General features: G+C 69.2%; 14 protein-coding genes and 1 tRNA gene. 10 read left to right on the forward strand and 5 right to left on the reverse strand.

The features are described from left to right. Positions 1-44: 44 nt before the first annotated feature. Together RM479_RS18935 and RM479_RS18940 are read right to left on the reverse strand one after the other, a co-directional pair. On the reverse strand, positions 45-845 hold the full coding sequence (locus tag RM479_RS18935; RefSeq protein ID WP_311513054.1) for a helix-turn-helix domain-containing protein: 801 nt from the start codon (positions 843-845) through the stop codon (positions 45-47). A gap of 110 nt (positions 846-955) precedes the next feature. Then, a tRNA-Leu gene (locus RM479_RS18940) sits at positions 956-1,028 on the reverse strand. Between the two features lie 163 nt (positions 1,029-1,191). On the opposite strand from RM479_RS18940, the gene RM479_RS18945 reads away from it, so the two are divergent. The 5 genes from RM479_RS18945 to RM479_RS18965 all read left to right on the forward strand — a co-directional run bounded on the left by RM479_RS18945 (position 1,192) and on the right by RM479_RS18965 (position 6,328). After that, complete coding sequence (locus RM479_RS18945; protein ID WP_274808129.1) at positions 1,192-1,761, forward strand: ANTAR domain-containing response regulator; 570 nt, start codon at positions 1,192-1,194, stop codon at positions 1,759-1,761. Positions 1,762-2,090: 329 nt separating this feature from the next. Then, positions 2,091-3,641, forward strand: coding sequence for a branched-chain amino acid ABC transporter permease (locus RM479_RS18950; protein ID WP_311513055.1), 1,551 nt, complete (start codon positions 2,091-2,093; stop codon positions 3,639-3,641). An 11-nt stretch (positions 3,642-3,652) separates the two neighbouring features. Further along, positions 3,653-4,645, forward strand: coding sequence for a branched-chain amino acid ABC transporter permease (locus RM479_RS18955; RefSeq protein WP_274807883.1), 993 nt, complete (start codon positions 3,653-3,655; stop codon positions 4,643-4,645). Beyond that, on the forward strand, positions 4,635-5,468 hold the full coding sequence (locus RM479_RS18960) for an ABC transporter ATP-binding protein (RefSeq protein WP_311513056.1): 834 nt from the start codon (positions 4,635-4,637) through the stop codon (positions 5,466-5,468). Before RM479_RS18955 ends, RM479_RS18960 begins: the two co-directional genes overlap by 11 nt. Before the next feature lie 2 nt (positions 5,469-5,470). Continuing rightward, the gene (locus tag RM479_RS18965) at positions 5,471-6,328 is read left to right on the forward strand and encodes an ABC transporter ATP-binding protein (RefSeq protein WP_397222577.1); all 858 of its coding nucleotides are present in this window, start codon (positions 5,471-5,473) and stop codon (positions 6,326-6,328) included. 607 nt (positions 6,329-6,935) lie between these two features. Here the strand turns inward: RM479_RS18965 and RM479_RS18970 are convergent. Together RM479_RS18970 and RM479_RS18975 are read right to left on the reverse strand one after the other, a co-directional pair. Next, positions 6,936-8,189 (reverse strand): ABC transporter substrate-binding protein, encoded by a 1,254-nt coding sequence (locus tag RM479_RS18970; protein WP_311513058.1) that lies wholly within the window; start codon positions 8,187-8,189, stop codon positions 6,936-6,938. Between the two features lie 333 nt (positions 8,190-8,522). Continuing rightward, a complete protein-coding gene (locus tag RM479_RS18975; RefSeq protein ID WP_311513059.1) occupies positions 8,523-8,987 on the reverse strand; it encodes a hotdog fold thioesterase in 465 nt (154 codons plus the stop codon). 55 nt (positions 8,988-9,042) lie between these two features. On the opposite strand from RM479_RS18975, the gene polA reads away from it, so the two are divergent. From polA to coaE, 5 genes are all read left to right on the forward strand, one after another. Continuing rightward, the gene (gene polA, locus RM479_RS18980; RefSeq protein WP_311513060.1) at positions 9,043-11,793 is read left to right on the forward strand and encodes a DNA polymerase I; all 2,751 of its coding nucleotides are present in this window, start codon (positions 9,043-9,045) and stop codon (positions 11,791-11,793) included. An 18-nt stretch (positions 11,794-11,811) separates the two neighbouring features. After that, on the forward strand, positions 11,812-12,264 hold the full coding sequence (gene arfB / locus RM479_RS18985; RefSeq protein WP_311513061.1) for an alternative ribosome rescue aminoacyl-tRNA hydrolase ArfB: 453 nt from the start codon (positions 11,812-11,814) through the stop codon (positions 12,262-12,264). A 458-nt stretch (positions 12,265-12,722) separates the two neighbouring features. Beyond that, on the forward strand, positions 12,723-14,210 hold the full coding sequence (gene rpsA / locus RM479_RS18990) for a 30S ribosomal protein S1 (protein ID WP_274807890.1): 1,488 nt from the start codon (positions 12,723-12,725) through the stop codon (positions 14,208-14,210). Between the two features lie 270 nt (positions 14,211-14,480). After that, complete coding sequence (locus RM479_RS18995; RefSeq protein WP_311513062.1) at positions 14,481-14,975, forward strand: GNAT family N-acetyltransferase; 495 nt, start codon at positions 14,481-14,483, stop codon at positions 14,973-14,975. A 149-nt stretch (positions 14,976-15,124) separates the two neighbouring features. Beyond that, complete coding sequence (gene coaE, locus RM479_RS19000) at positions 15,125-15,727, forward strand: dephospho-CoA kinase (RefSeq protein WP_311513063.1); 603 nt, start codon at positions 15,125-15,127, stop codon at positions 15,725-15,727. A gap of 101 nt (positions 15,728-15,828) precedes the next feature. On the opposite strand, the gene RM479_RS19005 is transcribed toward coaE, so the two are convergent. Then, entirely contained in the window at positions 15,829-17,037 is a 1,209-nt protein-coding gene (locus RM479_RS19005) for a hypothetical protein (RefSeq protein ID WP_311513064.1), read from the reverse strand. Positions 17,038-17,139: the final 102 nt, after the last annotated feature.

Here is a 17,139-nt window from a genome sequence, read left to right on the forward strand (position 1 = left end):
CGCCGTGACTCCGCTCGCGACGGGCGGCACCCACGGGACACGCCTCAACTCTTCGGCCCCACGAACGTGTCGAGTCGCGCGACGGCGTCCCTTCGGGCGACGGAGACGGAGATCTTGTCCCGGTGCGGGGGCCTGCGTTGCACGCGGACCCTCCAGGGGATCTCCAAGAGGTCGAGGGCGTCGGTGAACAGGTCGACGATGTCCCGGGAGGCGTTGACGAACTCGTACCGGGGGTACTCGTGGTACCTCCAGCCTTCGGGGGTGAGGCGGCGCACCCGGTTGATCCCCCGCCAGCCGTCGGAGTGGATCAGACCTTTGACGAACTCCTCCGGGTGGACGCGCACGATCTCCCGCTGCCAGGGTTCCAGCGTGATGGTCCGCTCGTGCTTCTTGCCGGGGCCGTGCTGGGGGAACAGGCAGGGCCAGTGTTTCCAGTCCGAGTACACCTCGGTGCAGCCCGTGCGCTGGGCTCGTCCGATGGAATGGCCGGGTAGGACCATGCCCATGGAGACCGCGTACTCGTCCATGAGTCCGGGCCACATGTCGGTGCAGGAGACGCGCAGTCGCCACACACCGCGGGTGCCGTCGCCGGTGGGGCTGATGGTCCCATCGCCCAGATAGAGACCCAGAAGGTGGCCGTAGGCCCGGAGGTCGGTGGGAGGTCGAGGGATCGGCTCGCAGCGAGGGCACTCGCCGTTGTCACGGTACTTCTCTATGAGGGAGCGATTTCGAGACCAGGATCGGAGCGTGGCGCAACTGATGCCCAGGCGTCGGGAGACTTCGGCCTGCGATAGCCCCGTGTCCAGCATGGAGACCGCCGAGCGGCGGATGTGGGATGAGTACATACCGTGCAGGGTCGCTCACACCTAGGACAATATGGCGGCGTCTCCCCAGGTCATGGGTGGTATGTCTGAAATGACGAAAGCCGCCCGATCGGGCGGCTTTCGTCTGCTTGTACCCCGGGTGGGATTCGAACCCACACTGTATGGTGTTTGAGACCATTATCTCTGCCGTTGGATTACCGGGGCTTTTGGGGTTTATGTCCGGCTTTGGGTTGGGTTGCTCCAAGGCGGTGAACCGGCGACGGTCGGCCAACGGTGATGTCACGATTGGCCAGCATTGCCGGTCCCGACGAACAGCATCCTAGCGGATCTCGGTACTCTCGTGTACGTGACGAGGACGCAGAGCCGCGTGGTGATCGCGGAAGACGAGGCCCTGATCCGCCTGGACCTCAAGGAGATGCTCGAAGAGGACGGTTACGCCGTCGTCGGCGAGGCCGGGGACGGGGAGACGGTGATCCGGCTCGCGCGCGAGCTCAAGCCGGATCTGGTGATCACCGATATCAAGATGCCCGTGCTCGACGGCCTCTCCGCCGCCGAGCGCATCGCGGGGGAGCGGATCGCTCCGGTCGTGATCCTGACCGCCTTCTCGCAGCGCGAGCTGGTGGAACGGGCGCGCGACGCGGGTGCCATGGCCTACCTGGTCAAGCCCTTCAGTAAGGCCGACCTGGTGCCCGCCATCGAGATGGCCACCTCCCGCTACGCCGAGTTGGCGGCGCTGGAGGCGGAGGTGGGCGGTCTCCAGGAGCGTCTGGAGACCCGCAAGCTGGTCGAGCAGGCCAAGGGCCTGTTGCAGAGTCGGCACGGGATGAGCGAGCCCGAGGCGTTCCGTTGGATTCAGAAGAACTCCATGGACCGACGCCTGACCATGCGCAAGGTCGCCGAGACGGTCGTGGAGACCCTCGGGGGCAAGCAGTCCTGACGAGCTCCTCCCAGGGGGACCGAACAGGGGCCGTGCCCGTCCGGGTGCGGCCCCTTCATCGTGTTCGGATGGACGCGGAGTGTCGTAGGAAATGTGCAGATCGCTCACCCCAGGCGGGAGAAACGAGACAAGTGTCCAGGGTCAAGGGGGTTCCTGTGACGGTTGGGTCTCGTTTCTGCACGATGGGGTGACGTTTGGGTCACGTGGCTTAAGTGAAGCTGAATGACCAGCCTAAACCGGGCTAAACTCGCCGCACCGAACAGCAATGGACAACGGTGTCGAATGCGCGCATACGGCACTGTTAACCCTCAGATGCGCAAGGAGCGCGCGTGCGCACACGCCTCGTGACCGTGCTGCTCGCCCTGATCACCGCCATCCTGGTGATCCCCGGGCCTGCGGCGACGGCGGACGAACAGGGCGGTGAGACGCTGCACGGTCAGATCCGCAACCCGGACGACCGGGATCAGGGTGTCGAAGGCATCTCGATTCAGGTGTTCGATGGTGAGGACGAGATCGGTGCGGCCGATACCGACTCTGATGGAAATTGGGAAGTAGGGCTGCCCGGACCGGGCACCTACCGTGTCGTGGTGGACCAGGAGTCCGTCCCCAGCACATTCGCCGTACGGGAGACGAGCCTCGTCTCCGACGGTGAGGCGGAGGTGGAGGTACCCGCAGGCGAACAGCGCGTCCTGATCGTCGCCCTGGAACGCCCCGACGGGGGTGAGGCCGAGGAGTCGGCCTCTCCCACGGACGAGGGCGCGGGATCCGATGAGGCCGCGGAGGACGAGGACACGGTCGTTCCGGCGGCCAGGGGTTCCTTCGGGGACCGGTTCGTCCAGCTGGCGGCCGCGGGTCTCCTGTTCGGCCTGGTGATCGCGGTGTCCGCGATCGGCCTGTCGCTGATCTTCGGTACGACGAAGATGATCAACTTCGCCCACGGCGACATGGTCACCTTCGGTGCGATGGTCGCGCTGGTGTTCAGCAGCGGCGCGGTGGGACTGGGCAACTCCCTGCTGGCGATCTTCGCCGGTCTGGGCGGCGCGGTGCTCATCGCCGTCCTCCTGGAACAGCGCCTGGGGCGTACCGCCCTGATCGTCGCCCAGTGGTCGTCGATCTTCGCGGGCATCGCGCTGGCCACCGTGCTCGGTGTGCTGGGCGACTCGGTGGGCTGGCAGGTGCCGCTGTGGATCGCCGCGGGCATCGCGGTGGTCATGGGCGCCGTCCTGGGCGCCTCCATGGAGCGGTACATCTGGCGACCGCTGCGCAAGCGCAACGTGGCACTGATCCAGTTGTTCATCGTCTCGATCGGTCTGGCGCTGATCCTGCGCCACATGATCCTGGTGATGTTCGGCGCGGGTCGCAGCCGGTACTCCGGTTTCCAGATCCAGGAGCTGGTGCGTCTGGGCCCGATCTCCATGCCGCCGCGCGACCTGGTGGTCATGGCCGTGGCGATCGTGGTCCTGGTGGCCGTGGCGTGTCTGCTCCAGTTCACCCGGATCGGCAAGGCGATGCGCGCGGTCTCGGACAACCGGGACCTGGCGGAGTCGTCGGGTATCGACGTGGACCGGGTCACCCTGTACGTGTGGGGCCTGGGCGGCGGTCTGGCGGCGCTCGGCGGTGTGCTCTACGGCCTCAACCAGGTGGTGGAGTACGAGATGGGCTTCCGCCTGCTGCTGCTGATGTTCGCCGCGGTGATCCTGGGTGGTCTGGGCACCGCCTACGGCGCGATGGTCGGCGGTATCGCGGTCGGCCTGGTGGCGATGTTGTCCACCCTGTGGTTCCCGTCCCAGCTGATGCAGGCGTGGGCATTGGCGTTGATGATCCTCATGCTGCTGATCAGGCCTCAGGGTCTGCTCGGTCGTGCTGAGCGGGTCGGCTAGGAGAGAAGACGATGGACATCATTTCTATCCTCGCCGAATCCGTGCGGTCGGCGTTCGGCCCGATCGCGGCGATCTACGCTCTCGCGGCCATCGGTCTGAACCTGCACTTCGGGTACACGGGCCTGCTGAACTTCGGCCAGGTCGGTTTCATGCTGGTGGGCGCCTACGGTGTCGGCATCAGCGTGTCGGTGTTCGAGCTGCCGCTGATCGTCGGTTTCGGTGTGGGCCTGTTGTGCGCCCTGGTGCTGGCGCTGCTGCTGGGTATCCCGACGCTCCGATTGCGGGCGGATTATCTGTCGATCACGACGATCGCGGCGGCGGAGGTCATCCGACTGATCTATCGGGCGGGGTTCGCCGAGCCGCTGACCGGTGGTGTGTACGGTCTGCAGAACCTGGCCGGTGACTTCCGCGTGTGGAACCCGTTCGACGCGGGGGCCCGGTACGGGTTCGGCGACATCACGTACACGGGTGCGCAGATGTGGACGATGACGGTGACCTGGTCGCTGGTCGTCCTGATGGCGGGGCTGACGTGGCTGTTGATCCACAGCCCGTGGGGTCGTGTCATCAAGGGTGTCCGTGAGGACGAGGACGCGGTCCGCAGCCTGGGCAAGAACGTCTTCACGTACAAGATGCAGGCCCTGGTGCTCGGTGGTCTGATCGGTGCGCTGGCGGGTTGCATGATGGCGATGCACCAGGCGTCGATCCAGCCCGACCAGTTCAAACCGCAGGTGACGTTCTTCCTGTGGGTGATCCTGCTGCTGGGCGGCGCCGGTCGGGTCCTCGGGCCGATCCTGGGTTCGATGCTGTTCTGGTTCCTGATGAACTTCACGGACGGTCTGCTCAAGGGCCTGGGTCAGGACCTGGGGCTGCTGCCGTTCTTGAACGGGCCGGACTACGGCGCGATCCAGCTGGCCTTCGCGGGTCTGATGCTGGTCGTGCTGATCGTGTTCCGTCCACAGGGCTTGATCGGGGACCGCAAGGAGATGTTGATCAATGTCAAGTGACGAGACCGTGGTCGACCGGATGACGGGTGCCGAGACGGTGCCCGGCTCGAAGAAGCCCGACCCGATCCTGGTGGTCGACGACGTGCGGCGTTCGTTCGGCGGTCTGACCGCCGTGGACGTGGAGCACCTGGAGGTGCAGCGCGGCACGATCACGGCGTTGATCGGTCCGAACGGCGCCGGCAAGTCGACGCTGTTCAACCTGCTCACCGGCTTCGACCGGGTGGATCAGGGGACGTGGTCGTTCCAGGGGAAGCGGATCAGCGGCAGGAAGGGCCACCAGGTGGCCCGGGCCGGGATGGTCCGTACGTTCCAGCTGACCAAGGCGCTGACCCGGTTGACGGTGCTCGACAACATGTTGTTGGGCGCGACGGGGCAGACGGGCGAGCGGATCGGCGGGGCGTTCCTGCGTCCGTTGTGGCAGGCCCAGGAGCGGGCCAACACGGAGCGCGCGCTGGAGCTGCTGGAGCGGTTCAAGTTGATCGCCAAGCGCGACGAGATGGCGGGTTCGCTGTCGGGTGGTCAGCGCAAGCTGCTGGAGATGGCGCGCGCGTTGATGACCGACCCGGACATGATCATGTTGGACGAGCCGATGGCGGGTGTGAACCCGGCGCTGGTGCAGTCGTTGCTGGGGCACATCACGTCGTTGCGCGATGAGGGCAAGACGGTGTTGTTCGTCGAGCACGACATGGACGTGATCATGGGCATCAGCGACTGGATCGTGGTGCTCGCCCAGGGGCAGATCATCGCCGAGGGGCGTCCGTCCGATATCCGCTCGAACCAGCAGGTCATCGATGCCTACCTGGGTTCCCGTGAGGAGGAATGACGATGAGTGAGAACGGGGACCCGCGGCCGGGTTCGGAGAAGCCGCCGGAGTCGGTGGAGGAGGTCGTGGTGGCCCAGGAGCACCGTGAGGAGCTGCTGGAGCACGCCATGGAGGAGTCCTTGGAGGTGGGTGCTCCGGAGGACTACCTGGTGCTGGCCAAGGAGCTGGTGGCCGGGTACGTGCCCGGGGTGAACATCCTCAACGGGTGCACCCTGACCCTCACCGAGGGTGAGGTCGTGGCGATCATCGGACCCAACGGCGCGGGCAAGTCGACGTTGATCAAGACGATCTTCGGTCTGATCCCGATCCGTGAGGGTGCTCTGACGCTGCGCGGCAAGAGCATCTCGGGTCTGCCGGCGCACAGTCTGGTGGAGCGCGGTGTGGGGTACGTCCCGCAGACGCAGAACGTGTTCCCGTCGCTGACGATCGAGGAGAACCTCCAGATGGGGGCGTTCCTGCGGCCGAAGGCGTTCACGGAGCGGTTCGCGTTCGTGGCGGAGCTGTTCCCGCTGTTGGGGGATCGGCGCAAGGCCAAGGCCGGGTCGTTGTCGGGCGGTGAGCGCCAGATGGTGGCGATGGGCCGGGCCTTGATGATGGATCCGTCGGTGCTGCTGCTGGACGAGCCGACGGCGGGTCTGTCGCCGCTCTACCAGGAGGAGGTGTTCCAGCGGGTGAAGCAGGTCAACGAGGCGGGTGTCTCGGTGATCATGGTGGAGCAGAACGCCCGCCGGTGCCTTCAGATCTGTGACCGCGGGTACGTGCTGGACCAGGGCCGCAACGCGTACACGGGTACGGGCGCGGATCTGTTGAACGACCCGAACGTCATCGAGCTGTACCTGGGGACCCTGGCCAAGGGCTGAGTCCGTTCGTACGAGGGGCGTCCCGTGAGGGGCGCCCCTTCGTCGTGCGCGGCGCCGGGGCGGGCCCGTGCGGGGCGGGAGGACGTCCCGGCCGTGGGCGCCTCCCGTGGGCGGGTGCGGCGGGGCCCCCGGCCGCGGCGGGGGCCGTCAGGGGCGGCCGTCCGGGTCGGTGCGGGGCCTTCCCCGGCGCCGTCTCCTCGGGTGGGGCGGCGCGGCCTGCTCTCCCCGGGTGTGCCGGTGTGCGCACCTCGACCGGTGGCCGGTACGACGCCGGGAACGCCTCACCCCGGGTGTGCGGGTGTGGACCAGGGGCCGGGGCGTGGACCCGTTCTCTCCGGGCGTGCGGGTGTGCGGGGCGCTCGGTGTCCTCCCTCGCGGTCGGGCCCCTCCCGGCGGCCGGTCCGGGACCCCGGCGGGCCCCGGCGGACGCCACGTGGCCGCGGCCCAGGGGACGGAGGGCCGATCCGCCGGGACCGGGGACGTGCCCCGGCCGGGCGTCGACGCGGTCCCGGCGGGGACACGGGAACGCCCCCGGGGGGATCCCCCCGGGGGCGTTCGCCGTGATCTTCGGATGGTCCGAGGTCGGTGCGAGCCGACTCCGGGTCCGTTACTCGTTGACCGAGTACTCCTCGAAGCCGAGGGTCTCGTAGCCGTCGTCGCCGAAGTGGAAGATCTGGAAGGTGGCGGAGGTCGGGTCGCCGTTGTCATCGAAGTCGATGTTGCCGCTGACGCCCTGGTAGTTGATCTCCTCGCCGTCGGCGAGCAGGTCACGGCACTCGGCGAAGCTACCGCACTCGGTGCCCTCCGGGGCGCTCACGCCGGCCATCTCGGAGACGTACTCCGCCGGGTCGACGCTGCCCGCGGCCTCGGCGGCCAGGGCGATCACGGTGACGCAGTCGAACACCTGCGGGGCGAACTGGTAGACCTCCAGGTCCGGGGCGAACGAGCCGAGGCCGTCGTTGAACTCGGGGTTGTCCGCACCGGGGGCCACGCCGGTGATGCCGTTGACGATCTCCGGGTTGCTCTCGTCGACGCTGTCACCGAGTTCGGGGCTGTTGAGGCCGTCGGTGATGTAGAGCTGGTCGCCGGAGACGTCGTTCTCCAGGAGCTGGGCGATGACCTGCGCGCCCTCCTCGAAGGAGATGAGCGCGATGGCGTCGGGCTCTTCGCTGCCGACCGCGTTGACGACGGAGTCGAAGGTGGTCGAGTCGGGGTCGTAGGTCTCGCTGACGACGACCTCGACGCCCTCGGCCTCCAGCTCCTCCTGGAGACCGCCGGCGTAACCGGAGCCGTAGTCGTCGGCGCGGGCGACGATGGCGACGCTCTGGTGGCCGTCCTGGATGATCTTGCGGGCCATGACCGGACCGGACAGCAGGTCGCTGGGCGCGGTACGGAAGTAGTAGCCGCCGTCCTCGATGTTGGTCAGCTCCGGGGAGGTGTTGGACCCGGAGCACTGGACGATGTTGGAGCCGGTGATGGTGTCGTAGGTCGCCTGGGTCATACCGGAGGCGGCGGCACCGATGACGGCGTGGACGCCGTCGGAGACGAGGGCGTTGGCGGCCTCGTTGGCCTGGGCCGCGTCACCGGCCTCGTCGCCCTCGACGATCGCGGGGAGTTCGGTGCCGAGGATGCCGCCGGCGCCGTTGATCTCCTCGATCGCGTACTCGGCGGCGGTGATCTGGGGCGGGCCGAGGAAGGCGAGGCTACCGGTCTGGGGGTAGAGGATGCCGAACTGGAAGGCGTCGCCGTCGCCGCCGCCACCTCCGCCGCCGTTGTCGCCGCCGTCGCCGCCACACGCAGTAAGCCCCAGTACCAGGGCCGCGGTTGCGGCAGTGAGGCCTAGGACCTTCTTGCTTGCCATGATCGTGGTCACTCCGTTCAACCGGCGAGCACGCGCTGCGTGGTGCAGCCGTGCCGGATGGTGCTCTTGCGCCCTGATGCCCATGATGTGTGGCATGACTTAATCGGGAGCGTTAGCGGAGCTTAATCACGGAAGTTCGCCGATCGAAAGCGCGAAATGCCCGTTGGTGCCGACTCGCCGTCAGGCTGTTATGCCTCTGTAGTCATTCGTGACGTCCCGGGTGTTCTTCCTGGACGGTCGGCCGTGCTCTGTACCGGAGGGGTGACAAAGTGTCGCGACGGTGGAGGGGGAGGGGTCCGACCGTCGAGGTGTGACGGTCGGACGACGACGGTGTCACAGGCGTGCTTCGCGGTGTCGTGAAGAGGGGCTGTTCTGGGCGGGGGTCTCGCGCAGCATGCAGGTGAGGCGGGAGGTGCACACCTTGCGGTCCTGCTCGTCGGTGATGGTGATGTCCCAGGTGGCCAGGGTGCGGCCGAGGTGGACGGGGACGGCGACGCCGGTGACGTGCCCGTCGGTGGCGGAACGGTGGTGGGTCGCGTTGATCTCGATGCCGACGGCGATCCCGCCCAGGGCCCGGGCGTGGACGTTGGAGCCGATGGAGCCCAGGGTCTCGGCCAGGACGCAGGAGGCGCCCCCGTGCAGGAGGCCGAACGGCTGGGTGTTGTCCTTGACCGGCATGCGGCCGACGACGCGCTCGATGGAGACCTCGGTGATCTCGATGCCCATGCGTTCGACCAGGGCGCCGGTGAGGGCGCCGATCTCCATCGCCTCGCGCGGGCCCTCGGGGTCCGTCGTCATGGTGTGCCGCCTTTCGGTTGGGTGAAGTGTCCGCGTCGCATCCTAGGATTCACCTGTGGTGACCAATCGTGAGACCCCCGAGACCTCGCAGGCCGGCGGACGCGCCCGCCTTCTTCTTCTGGACGGCCACTCGATGGCCTTCCGCGCGTTCTTCGCGCTGCCGGTGGAGAAGTTCGGCACCGGCACCGGCCAGTCGACCAACGCCGTGTACGGCTTCGCGTCGATGCTGGTGAAGTTGCTCAGAGACGAGGAGCCCACCCATGTCGCGGTGGCGTGGGACCTGTCCGGTCCCACCTTCCGGCACGAGGAGTACGCCGAGTACAAGGACGGACGTTCGGAGACCCCTCCGGAGTTCCCCTCCCAGGTGCCGCTCACCCAGGAACTGATGCGGCTCATCGGGGTGGTGAACCTGTCGTCGCCCGGTTACGAGGCGGACGACGTCATCGCCACGTTGGCGCGGTTGGGCGGCGAGGCGGGCGCGGAGGTGCTCATCGCCTCCGGTGACCGGGACGCGTTCCAGCTGGTCACCGAGTCCTGCACGGTGTTGTACCCGGGCAAGAGCCTGTCGGACCTGCGCCGGATGGACCCGGAGGCGGTCGAGGACAAGTACGGGGTGACCCCGCCCCGGTACCGCGATCTGGCGGCGCTGGTGGGGGAGAAGGCCGACAACCTTCCGGGTGTGCCCGGGGTGGGTCCCAAGACCGCGGCGAAGTGGATCGTCAAGTACGGATCGTTGGACGGGTTGATCGAGCGCGTCGACGAGATCGGCGGCAAGGTCGGGCAGAACCTGCGCGATCACCTGGGCGATGTGCTGCGCAACCAGCGGCTGAACCGGTTGGCCACCGATGTGGACCTGGGGGTGACCCTGGACGACCTGGTGTTGGGCCGGGCCGACCGGGCGGGGGTGGACGCGCTCTTCGACAACCTGGAGTTCGCCTCCAACCTGCGCGAGCGCCTGTACGCGGTGCTGAGCACCGGTGAGGACGAGGTGCGGGACCCGGTCGACGGCGAGGGGTTCGAGGTCGACCTGACGGTGGCCGGGACCGGCGCGTTGGCGGCCTGGTTGACCGAGCACGCCTCGGTGGACGACGTCACCGCGGCGGCGCCCGCCGGGTTGGCCGTGGACGGGGTGTGGGGTCAGGGCACCGGTCGGGTGGACGCGTTGGCGGTCTCCGTGGCCTCCGGCGCGGCGGTGTTCGTCGACCCGTCGCTGTTGGACGCCGCCGACACCGAGGCGTTGGGGGGGTTCCTGGCCGACCCGGAGCGCCCCAAGACGGTGCACGAGTACAAGGGCGCGGTGTTGGCCCTGGGCGCCCACGGGTGGGCCCTGGACGGAGTGGTCAGCGACACCGCGCTGGCCGCCTACCTGGTCCAGCCGGGGCAGCGCCGGTTCGACCTGACCGACCTGTGCCGTAAGTACCTGGGCCGGGAACTGGACGAGGGGACCTCCGGCGATCAGCTCGCCCTGGACCTGGGGGGCGGTGAGGGTTCCTCGGACCGCCGGCGCGAGGTCGCGGTGCGGGCGATGGCCACCCGGGACCTGGCCGGGGTGTTGGCGGCCGAGGTGGACGAGCGCGGCGGCACCCACCTGCTGGGCGGGGTGGAGCTGCCGTTGGTGTCGGTGCTGGCGCGCATGGAACGGGCGGGGATCGCCGCCGACCGCGTCTACCTGGAGGAGTTGCAGGGCGAGTTCGCGTCCGCGGGGCGGGCCGCGGTGGAGCGGGCGCACGAGATCGTGGGCCGGGAGTTCAACCTGGGGTCGCCCAAACAGTTGCAGCAGGTGTTGTTCGAGGACCTGGGGCTGCCCCGGACCAAGAAGATCAAGACGGGGTACACGACCGACGCCGACGCGCTGACGTGGTTGGCCGCGCAGACCGACAACGAGCTGCCGGCGGTGTTGCTGCACCACCGGGACCAGACCAAGTTGCGGACCACGGTCGAGGGCCTGATCAAGACGATCGCCGATGACGGGCGCATCCACACCACGTTCAATCAGACGGTGGCGGCCACGGGACGGCTCAGTTCCACCGACCCCAACCTCCAGAACATCCCCGTGCGCACCGACGTGGGTCGGCGGATCCGGCGGGCGTTCGTGGTCGGTGAGGGGTACGAGGAGCTGTTGACCGCCGACTACAGCCAGATCGAGCTGCGGATCATGGCCCACCTGTCCGAGGAGAAGGCGCTCATCGACGCTTTCAACAGCGGCTACGACTTCCACGCGCAGATGGCGGCGCAGGTGTTCGGCACCACGGTGGAGGAGGTCGACGGTGAGGCCCGGTCGCGGATCAAGGCGATGAGCTACGGGTTGGCGTACGGGTTGAGCGCGTACGGTCTGTCGCAGCAGTTGGGCATCACCCCCGAAGAGGCCAAGCGGCTCATGGAGGACTACTTCGCCGAGTTCGGCGGGGTGCGCGACTACCTGAACGCGGTGGTGGAGGAGGCGCGCAAGGTCGGCTACACCGAGACGATGCTGGGGCGCCGCCGGTACCTGCCGGATCTGACCAGTGACAACCGCCAGCGCCGGGAGATGGCCGAGCGGATGGCGTTGAACGCGCCGATCCAGGGCTCGGCGGCCGACATCATCAAGGTGGCGATGCTCCAGGTCGACTCGGCGTTGACCGAGGGAGGGTTCGCCTCCCGGGTGTTGTTGCAGGTGCACGACGAACTGGTCGTGGAGATCGCGCCGGGTGAGCGCGAGGCGGTGGAAAACCTCGTGCGTCACGAGATGAGCACCGCCTATGATCTGCGTGTTCCGCTGGCCGTGTCGGTCGGGGGCGGACGCAGTTGGCACGACGCCGCGCACTAGCGGTGCGAACGGAGGGGGATGGTGGTCGTGAACGCGGGTGCCGCCGATGACGGCGGTCTGATCGTGGGTCCGGTCACCGTCCCCGCCGACGCCCTGGTGTGGCGGTTCTCCCGGTCGTCGGGGCCGGGCGGGCAGCATGTCAACACCTCCGACACCCGGGTGTCGCTGTCGTTGGACGTGGCCGGGTGCGGCGGGTTGGGGCGGACCCGGCGCGAGCGGGCCCTGGAGCGGCTGGCGGGGCGTCTGGTGGGCGGGGTCCTGACGGTGACGGTGCAGACGCACCGGTCGCAGGTGCGCAACCGGGTGGAGGCCCGGGAGCGGATGGCCGCCCTGTTGGCGGAGGCGATCGCGCCGCCGCCGCGTGAGCGGAGGGCGACGCGGCCGGGTCGGGCGGCCCGGCAGCGGCGGCTCGACGCCAAACGGCGACGCGGTGATGTCAAACGGTCACGCTCGCGTCCTCCGTTGGACTGACCGTATTGGAGGAACGGGGCGTTCGATGATGCTCCGTTCCGAGGTGTGGACGGACCGTGTCGGTCGCCCCGGGGAGGGGCGGGAACACCTGCCGTGCCGGGTGTCGGACCAGTTCGAACGGGGCGGTGCCGCCTGGTTGATCTTCGCCCGTGCACTCGGGTACATTGCCGCCATTGCGATCTTCGTCGGGTTGGCTGCTCGGGGTTCCGATTGACCAGGACGCCCTTGTCTCATATGCTGGCCGGAGCGTTGTGGGTTCGTGCGCTGTTCTGCGCCTCCGTTCAGGGGGCAAGGGACGGCACCACCCGGGTCCGGGCTTTGGACCCGGCGGTCGGTGGTCGCGGAAGGCTCCTTTCCGCGGTGACACCGTTCCTCTCCTTTGGATGATGGATCGGCGGGCTCGGATCTGCGGCGTGCCCATCTTCCTGAATCTGTCCGTATCCGGAGTCCACCCACAAATGACGAGCAGCACCGAGGCCACCTCGACACCCCAGGTAGCGGTCAACGACATCGGGTCCGAGGAAGCCTTCCTCGCGGCGATCGACGAGACCATCAAGTACTTCAACGACGGTGACATTGTCGAGGGCACCATCGTGAAGGTCGATCGAGACGAGGTCTTGCTCGATATCGGCTACAAGACCGAGGGTGTGATCCCGTCCCGGGAACTCTCGATCAAGCACGACGTCGACCCCGGTGAGGTCGTCGCCGTCGGCGACCAGGTCGAGGCCCTGGTCCTCCAGAAGGAGGACAAGGAAGGCCGTCTGATCCTGTCCAAGAAGCGCGCCCAGTACGAGCGCGCCTGGGGCACGATCGAGAAGATCAAGGAAGAGGACGGCGTCGTCACCGGCACCGTCATCGAGGTCGTCAAGGGTGGTCTCATCCTCGACATCGGCCTCCGCGGCTTCCTGCCCGCCTCCCTGGTCGAGATGCGCCGTGTCCGCGACCTCCAGCCCTATGTCGGCCGTGAGCTCGAAGCCAAGATCATCGAGCTGGACAAGAACCGCAACAACGTGGTCCTGTCCCGCCGTGCCTGGCTGGAGCAGACCCAGTCGGAGGTCCGCCAGACCTTCCTCAACACCCTCCAGAAGGGCCAGATCCGCAAGGGTGTGGTCTCCTCGATCGTCAACTTCGGTGCGTTCGTGGACCTGGGCGGCGTCGACGGCCTGGTGCACGTCTCCGAGCTGTCCTGGAAGCACATCGACCACCCCAGCGAGGTCGTCGAGGTGGGCCAGGAGGTCACGGTCGAGGTCCTGGACGTCGACATGGAGCGCGAGCGCGTCTCCCTGTCGCTGAAGGCGACCCAGGAAGACCCGTGGCAGCAGTTCGCCCGGACCCACCAGATCGGCCAGGTCGTCCCCGGCAAGGTCACCAAGCTCGTCCCGTTCGGCGCGTTCGTCCGCGTCGAGGAGGGCATCGAGGGTCTGGTCCACATCTCCGAGCTGGCCGAGCGCCACGTGGAGGTGCCCGAGCAGGTCGTGCAGGTCGGCACCGAGATCTTCGTCAAGATCATCGACATCGACCTCGACCGCCGTCGCATCAGCCTCTCGCTGAAGCAGGCCAACGAGAGCGTCTCGCCGGACCAGGTGGACTTCGACCCCACCCTGTACGGCATGGCCGCCGAGTACGACGAGCAGGGCAACTACAAGTACCCCGAGGGCTTCGACGCGGACAGCGGCGAGTGGCTCGACGGTTACGAGTCCCAGCGCGACGAGTGGGAGCGCAGCTACGCCGAGGCTCAGACCCGGTTCGAGGCGCACCGCAAGCAGGTCGAGGAGGCCCGCGCGGCCGAGGCCGAGGCCGCCAACGCCCCGGCTCCGGAGGAGGAAGAGGAGTACACCGGTGGTGCTCCGAGCACCAACTCCGGTTCCGACACCTCCAGCGGCGCCCTGGCCTCGGACGAGGCTCTGGCCGCCCTGCGCGAGAAGCTCGCCGGCGGCGAGGCCTGATCGGTTCTCCGTGAGCTGATCGGCCGGTCCCGCTCGCGGGTCCGCTGAAAGTCGGCCGAAGGGCCGTCCCCTCCCGAGGGGGCGGCCCTTCGTCGTGTCCCGGGGACGCGGACGGCCTGCCCCGGCGCGACCGCCCGCCGCGGGCGGTCGCGCCGTGCGCGTCCCCTGAGGACCTTCCGGGGCGGGGTGGTGCGCGGCGGGGCGGCTGTTCGCGGAACACGCCCTAAGGTCGTTGTACGCCCCGGTGCGCGGGGCGTGTGAGGAGACGGCGTGTTCGAGATCCACCCGGCCACCCCCGCCGACGCGGGGGAGATCCACACCGTGCAGCGGGCGGCGTTCGTCGACGAGGCCCAGGCCTACGGGGACCCGTTCATCCTGCCGCTGACCGAGAGCCTGGAGCGGGTGGAACACCTCTTGGGCGAGGCGGACGCACTGGTGCTCAAGGCGGTGGTCGGGCATCGGATCGTCGGGGTGGGGCGTGCTCGGGTGACGGGCACGACCGGGGTGGTGGGCCGCCTGGCGGTGGTGCCGGACCTGCGCCGCAGGGGGATCGCCCGGGCCCTGTTGGAACGGTTGGAGGGGGAACTGTGCGCCCGGCACCCCGACCTGGCGGCGATGACCCTGTCCACCGGGGCGCAGAGCGTCGAGAACCAGCGGCTGTACCGGCGGGCGGGGTACGCGGTGACCCATCGGGAGCGGGTCGCCGATCATCTGGTGATGGTGCACATGCGCAAGGAGTTGACGACGGTCACCGCGGCCGGCTGAGGGCCGTACCCGGTACCCCGGTGACCCGCCCCGGCGCAGGGCCCGGTCGAGACGGTGGGGCCGGCCGAGGGGGCGGGTGTCGGCGGTCGCCCCCGCGAGGCGACCCGCGGCGGGTGTGACGGGCACCGGGGGCGGGCTAGGGTCGTCGCATGCTGAAAGTGGGACTCACAGGGGGGATCGGCTCGGGCAAGAGCGCGGTCTCCACGGAACTGTCGGGCTACGGCGCGGTGGTCATCGACGCCGACGCCATCGCCCGTGAGGTGGTGGAGCCGGGTACGCCGGGGCTGGCCGCCGTGGTCGCGGAGTTCGGGGAGGGCGTGCTCACCGGGGAGGGGCGCCTGGACCGCGCCCGGCTGGGGGAGATCGTCTTCGCCGACGGGGAACGCCTGGCGCGGCTCAACGCCATCGTGCACCCGCTGGTGGGCGAACGCAGCGCCGAGTTGATGGCGCGTGCCGAGGCGGAGAACGCCCCGATGGTGGTCTATGACGTTCCGCTGCTGGTGGAGAACGGCCTACAGACGCTCTACGACGTGGTGGTGGTCGTCGACACCCCCGACGAGGTGCGGGTGGAGCGGGTGGTGGCGAACCGGGGCATGGACCCCGAGCAGGTGCGGGCGCGGATCCGGGCGCAGGCCGATCGAGAGGTCCGGTTGGCGGTGGCGGACCTGGTGGTGGACAACTCCGGTTCCCCCGAGAGGCTCAGGGAACGGGTCGCCGAACTCTGGAGGGAACTGCTGGCCCGCGCCTCCTGACCGGGTGAGGGGACGGGCGGCGCGCGGCGTCCGAGGGGCGTGCCCCCCTGAGCCCCGGGTGCGCTGAGGCCCGCGGAGCCGTCGTCGGCCAGGGTCCGCGGTCAGTCTTCGGCGGCCCCTGCCGAGGGCTGGGGTGTCGCGGCCCGTCGTGGTCGTGGGACGCCCGCCGGGCGGGCGTCCCCGGTGGGCGGGGTGTCGGGTGCGGTGTCGGGCCGTCGGTCCCCGGGGTGCAGTGCCGCCGACAGCGACGAGCCGGCGTCGACGGCCTCACGGACCAGTTCCTCCCGGACCGAGTGCGCGGCCCGCACGCTGAGCAGGCTGTCGTCGATCTCGTCGGTGTACATGGTGTCGCGGGCGGTGGTCAGGGCCAGGTCGGCGTATTCGGCGGCACGGTCGGCGATGGCCTGGCACTGTTCCCACTCGCGGTGGGCGGTCACCGCGGCGTGGACGCGTTCGCCGTAGTCGGCCAGGACGGCGATGCGTTCGGAGAGGGCGGTGTGGGCGCGCGCGACCGCCTCTTCCTGGGGTTGCAGGGCCCGGGTGACCTGCGGTGAGACCGCTTCCCGTCTGCGTTGTACGACTTCCCTGCGCAGGGTGCGCAGGCGCAGCAACTCCTGCGACATGCGCCATTCCTCCTCACGGAGCAGGGGCAGGGTGTGGGCGGCGTCGAAGGACCCGCCGAGCACCCGGGTGCCCTCCTGGACCCGGTCGGTGGCCTGCTGGAGGCGGGCGAACAGGTGGGCCTCGGGCTCCTCGTGGCGGGTGGCGTGGCTGTAGGGGCGGCCGAAGTCCTGGGGGAGGACGTAGCGGTGGCGGTGCTCGGAGGCCAGCCGGGGGAGCATGCCGGGGCGCATGACGGCGCCCGCCCCGCCCACGGTGACGAGCAGGTAGAGCGCGGCGGTGGAGGCGCTGCCGGGCACGGCGGCGGCCAGTGGCTCCAGGGCGCCGCCCAGGAGCAGGTTCCCGGTGAGGACGATGGCGCTGGACACGGGCAGTGCCCAGAAACCGTGCATGAGGAGGTCGGCCCAGTCGTCGGCGAGGGATCCCCGGTCGGAGATCAGCCCCAGGAGGACGGCGGTGACGATCAGGCACAGCAGGGCGATGAGCGGTGCGGCGGAGCCGGGGACGAGCAGGGCGAGCGCGGCCAGGGAGGCGCCGCCGGCCGCGGTGAGCGCTGCTCCGCGCCGCCAGGTGAGCCGCGACGAGGGGCCGAGGGAGTCGGGCAGGAGCCGCTCGGGATGGTCGCGCAGGCGGGTGAGCGTGCGGCGCGGCAGGGTGGGGTCGAAGGTGGGTCGGGAGGGGTGGGACACGGCTGGCACCTCATTCCGGGGGCGCAGTGCGCTGATTTCGATGGTAACCCCGTGGCCCCTGCCCGGTCAGGGGTGTTTCCGGGGCGGGCCGCGTGTTCCCGG

The sequence above is a fragment of the Nocardiopsis lambiniae genome (assembly GCF_031845465.1).
GTDB classification, from domain to species: domain Bacteria; phylum Actinomycetota; class Actinomycetes; order Streptosporangiales; family Streptosporangiaceae; genus Nocardiopsis; species Nocardiopsis lambiniae.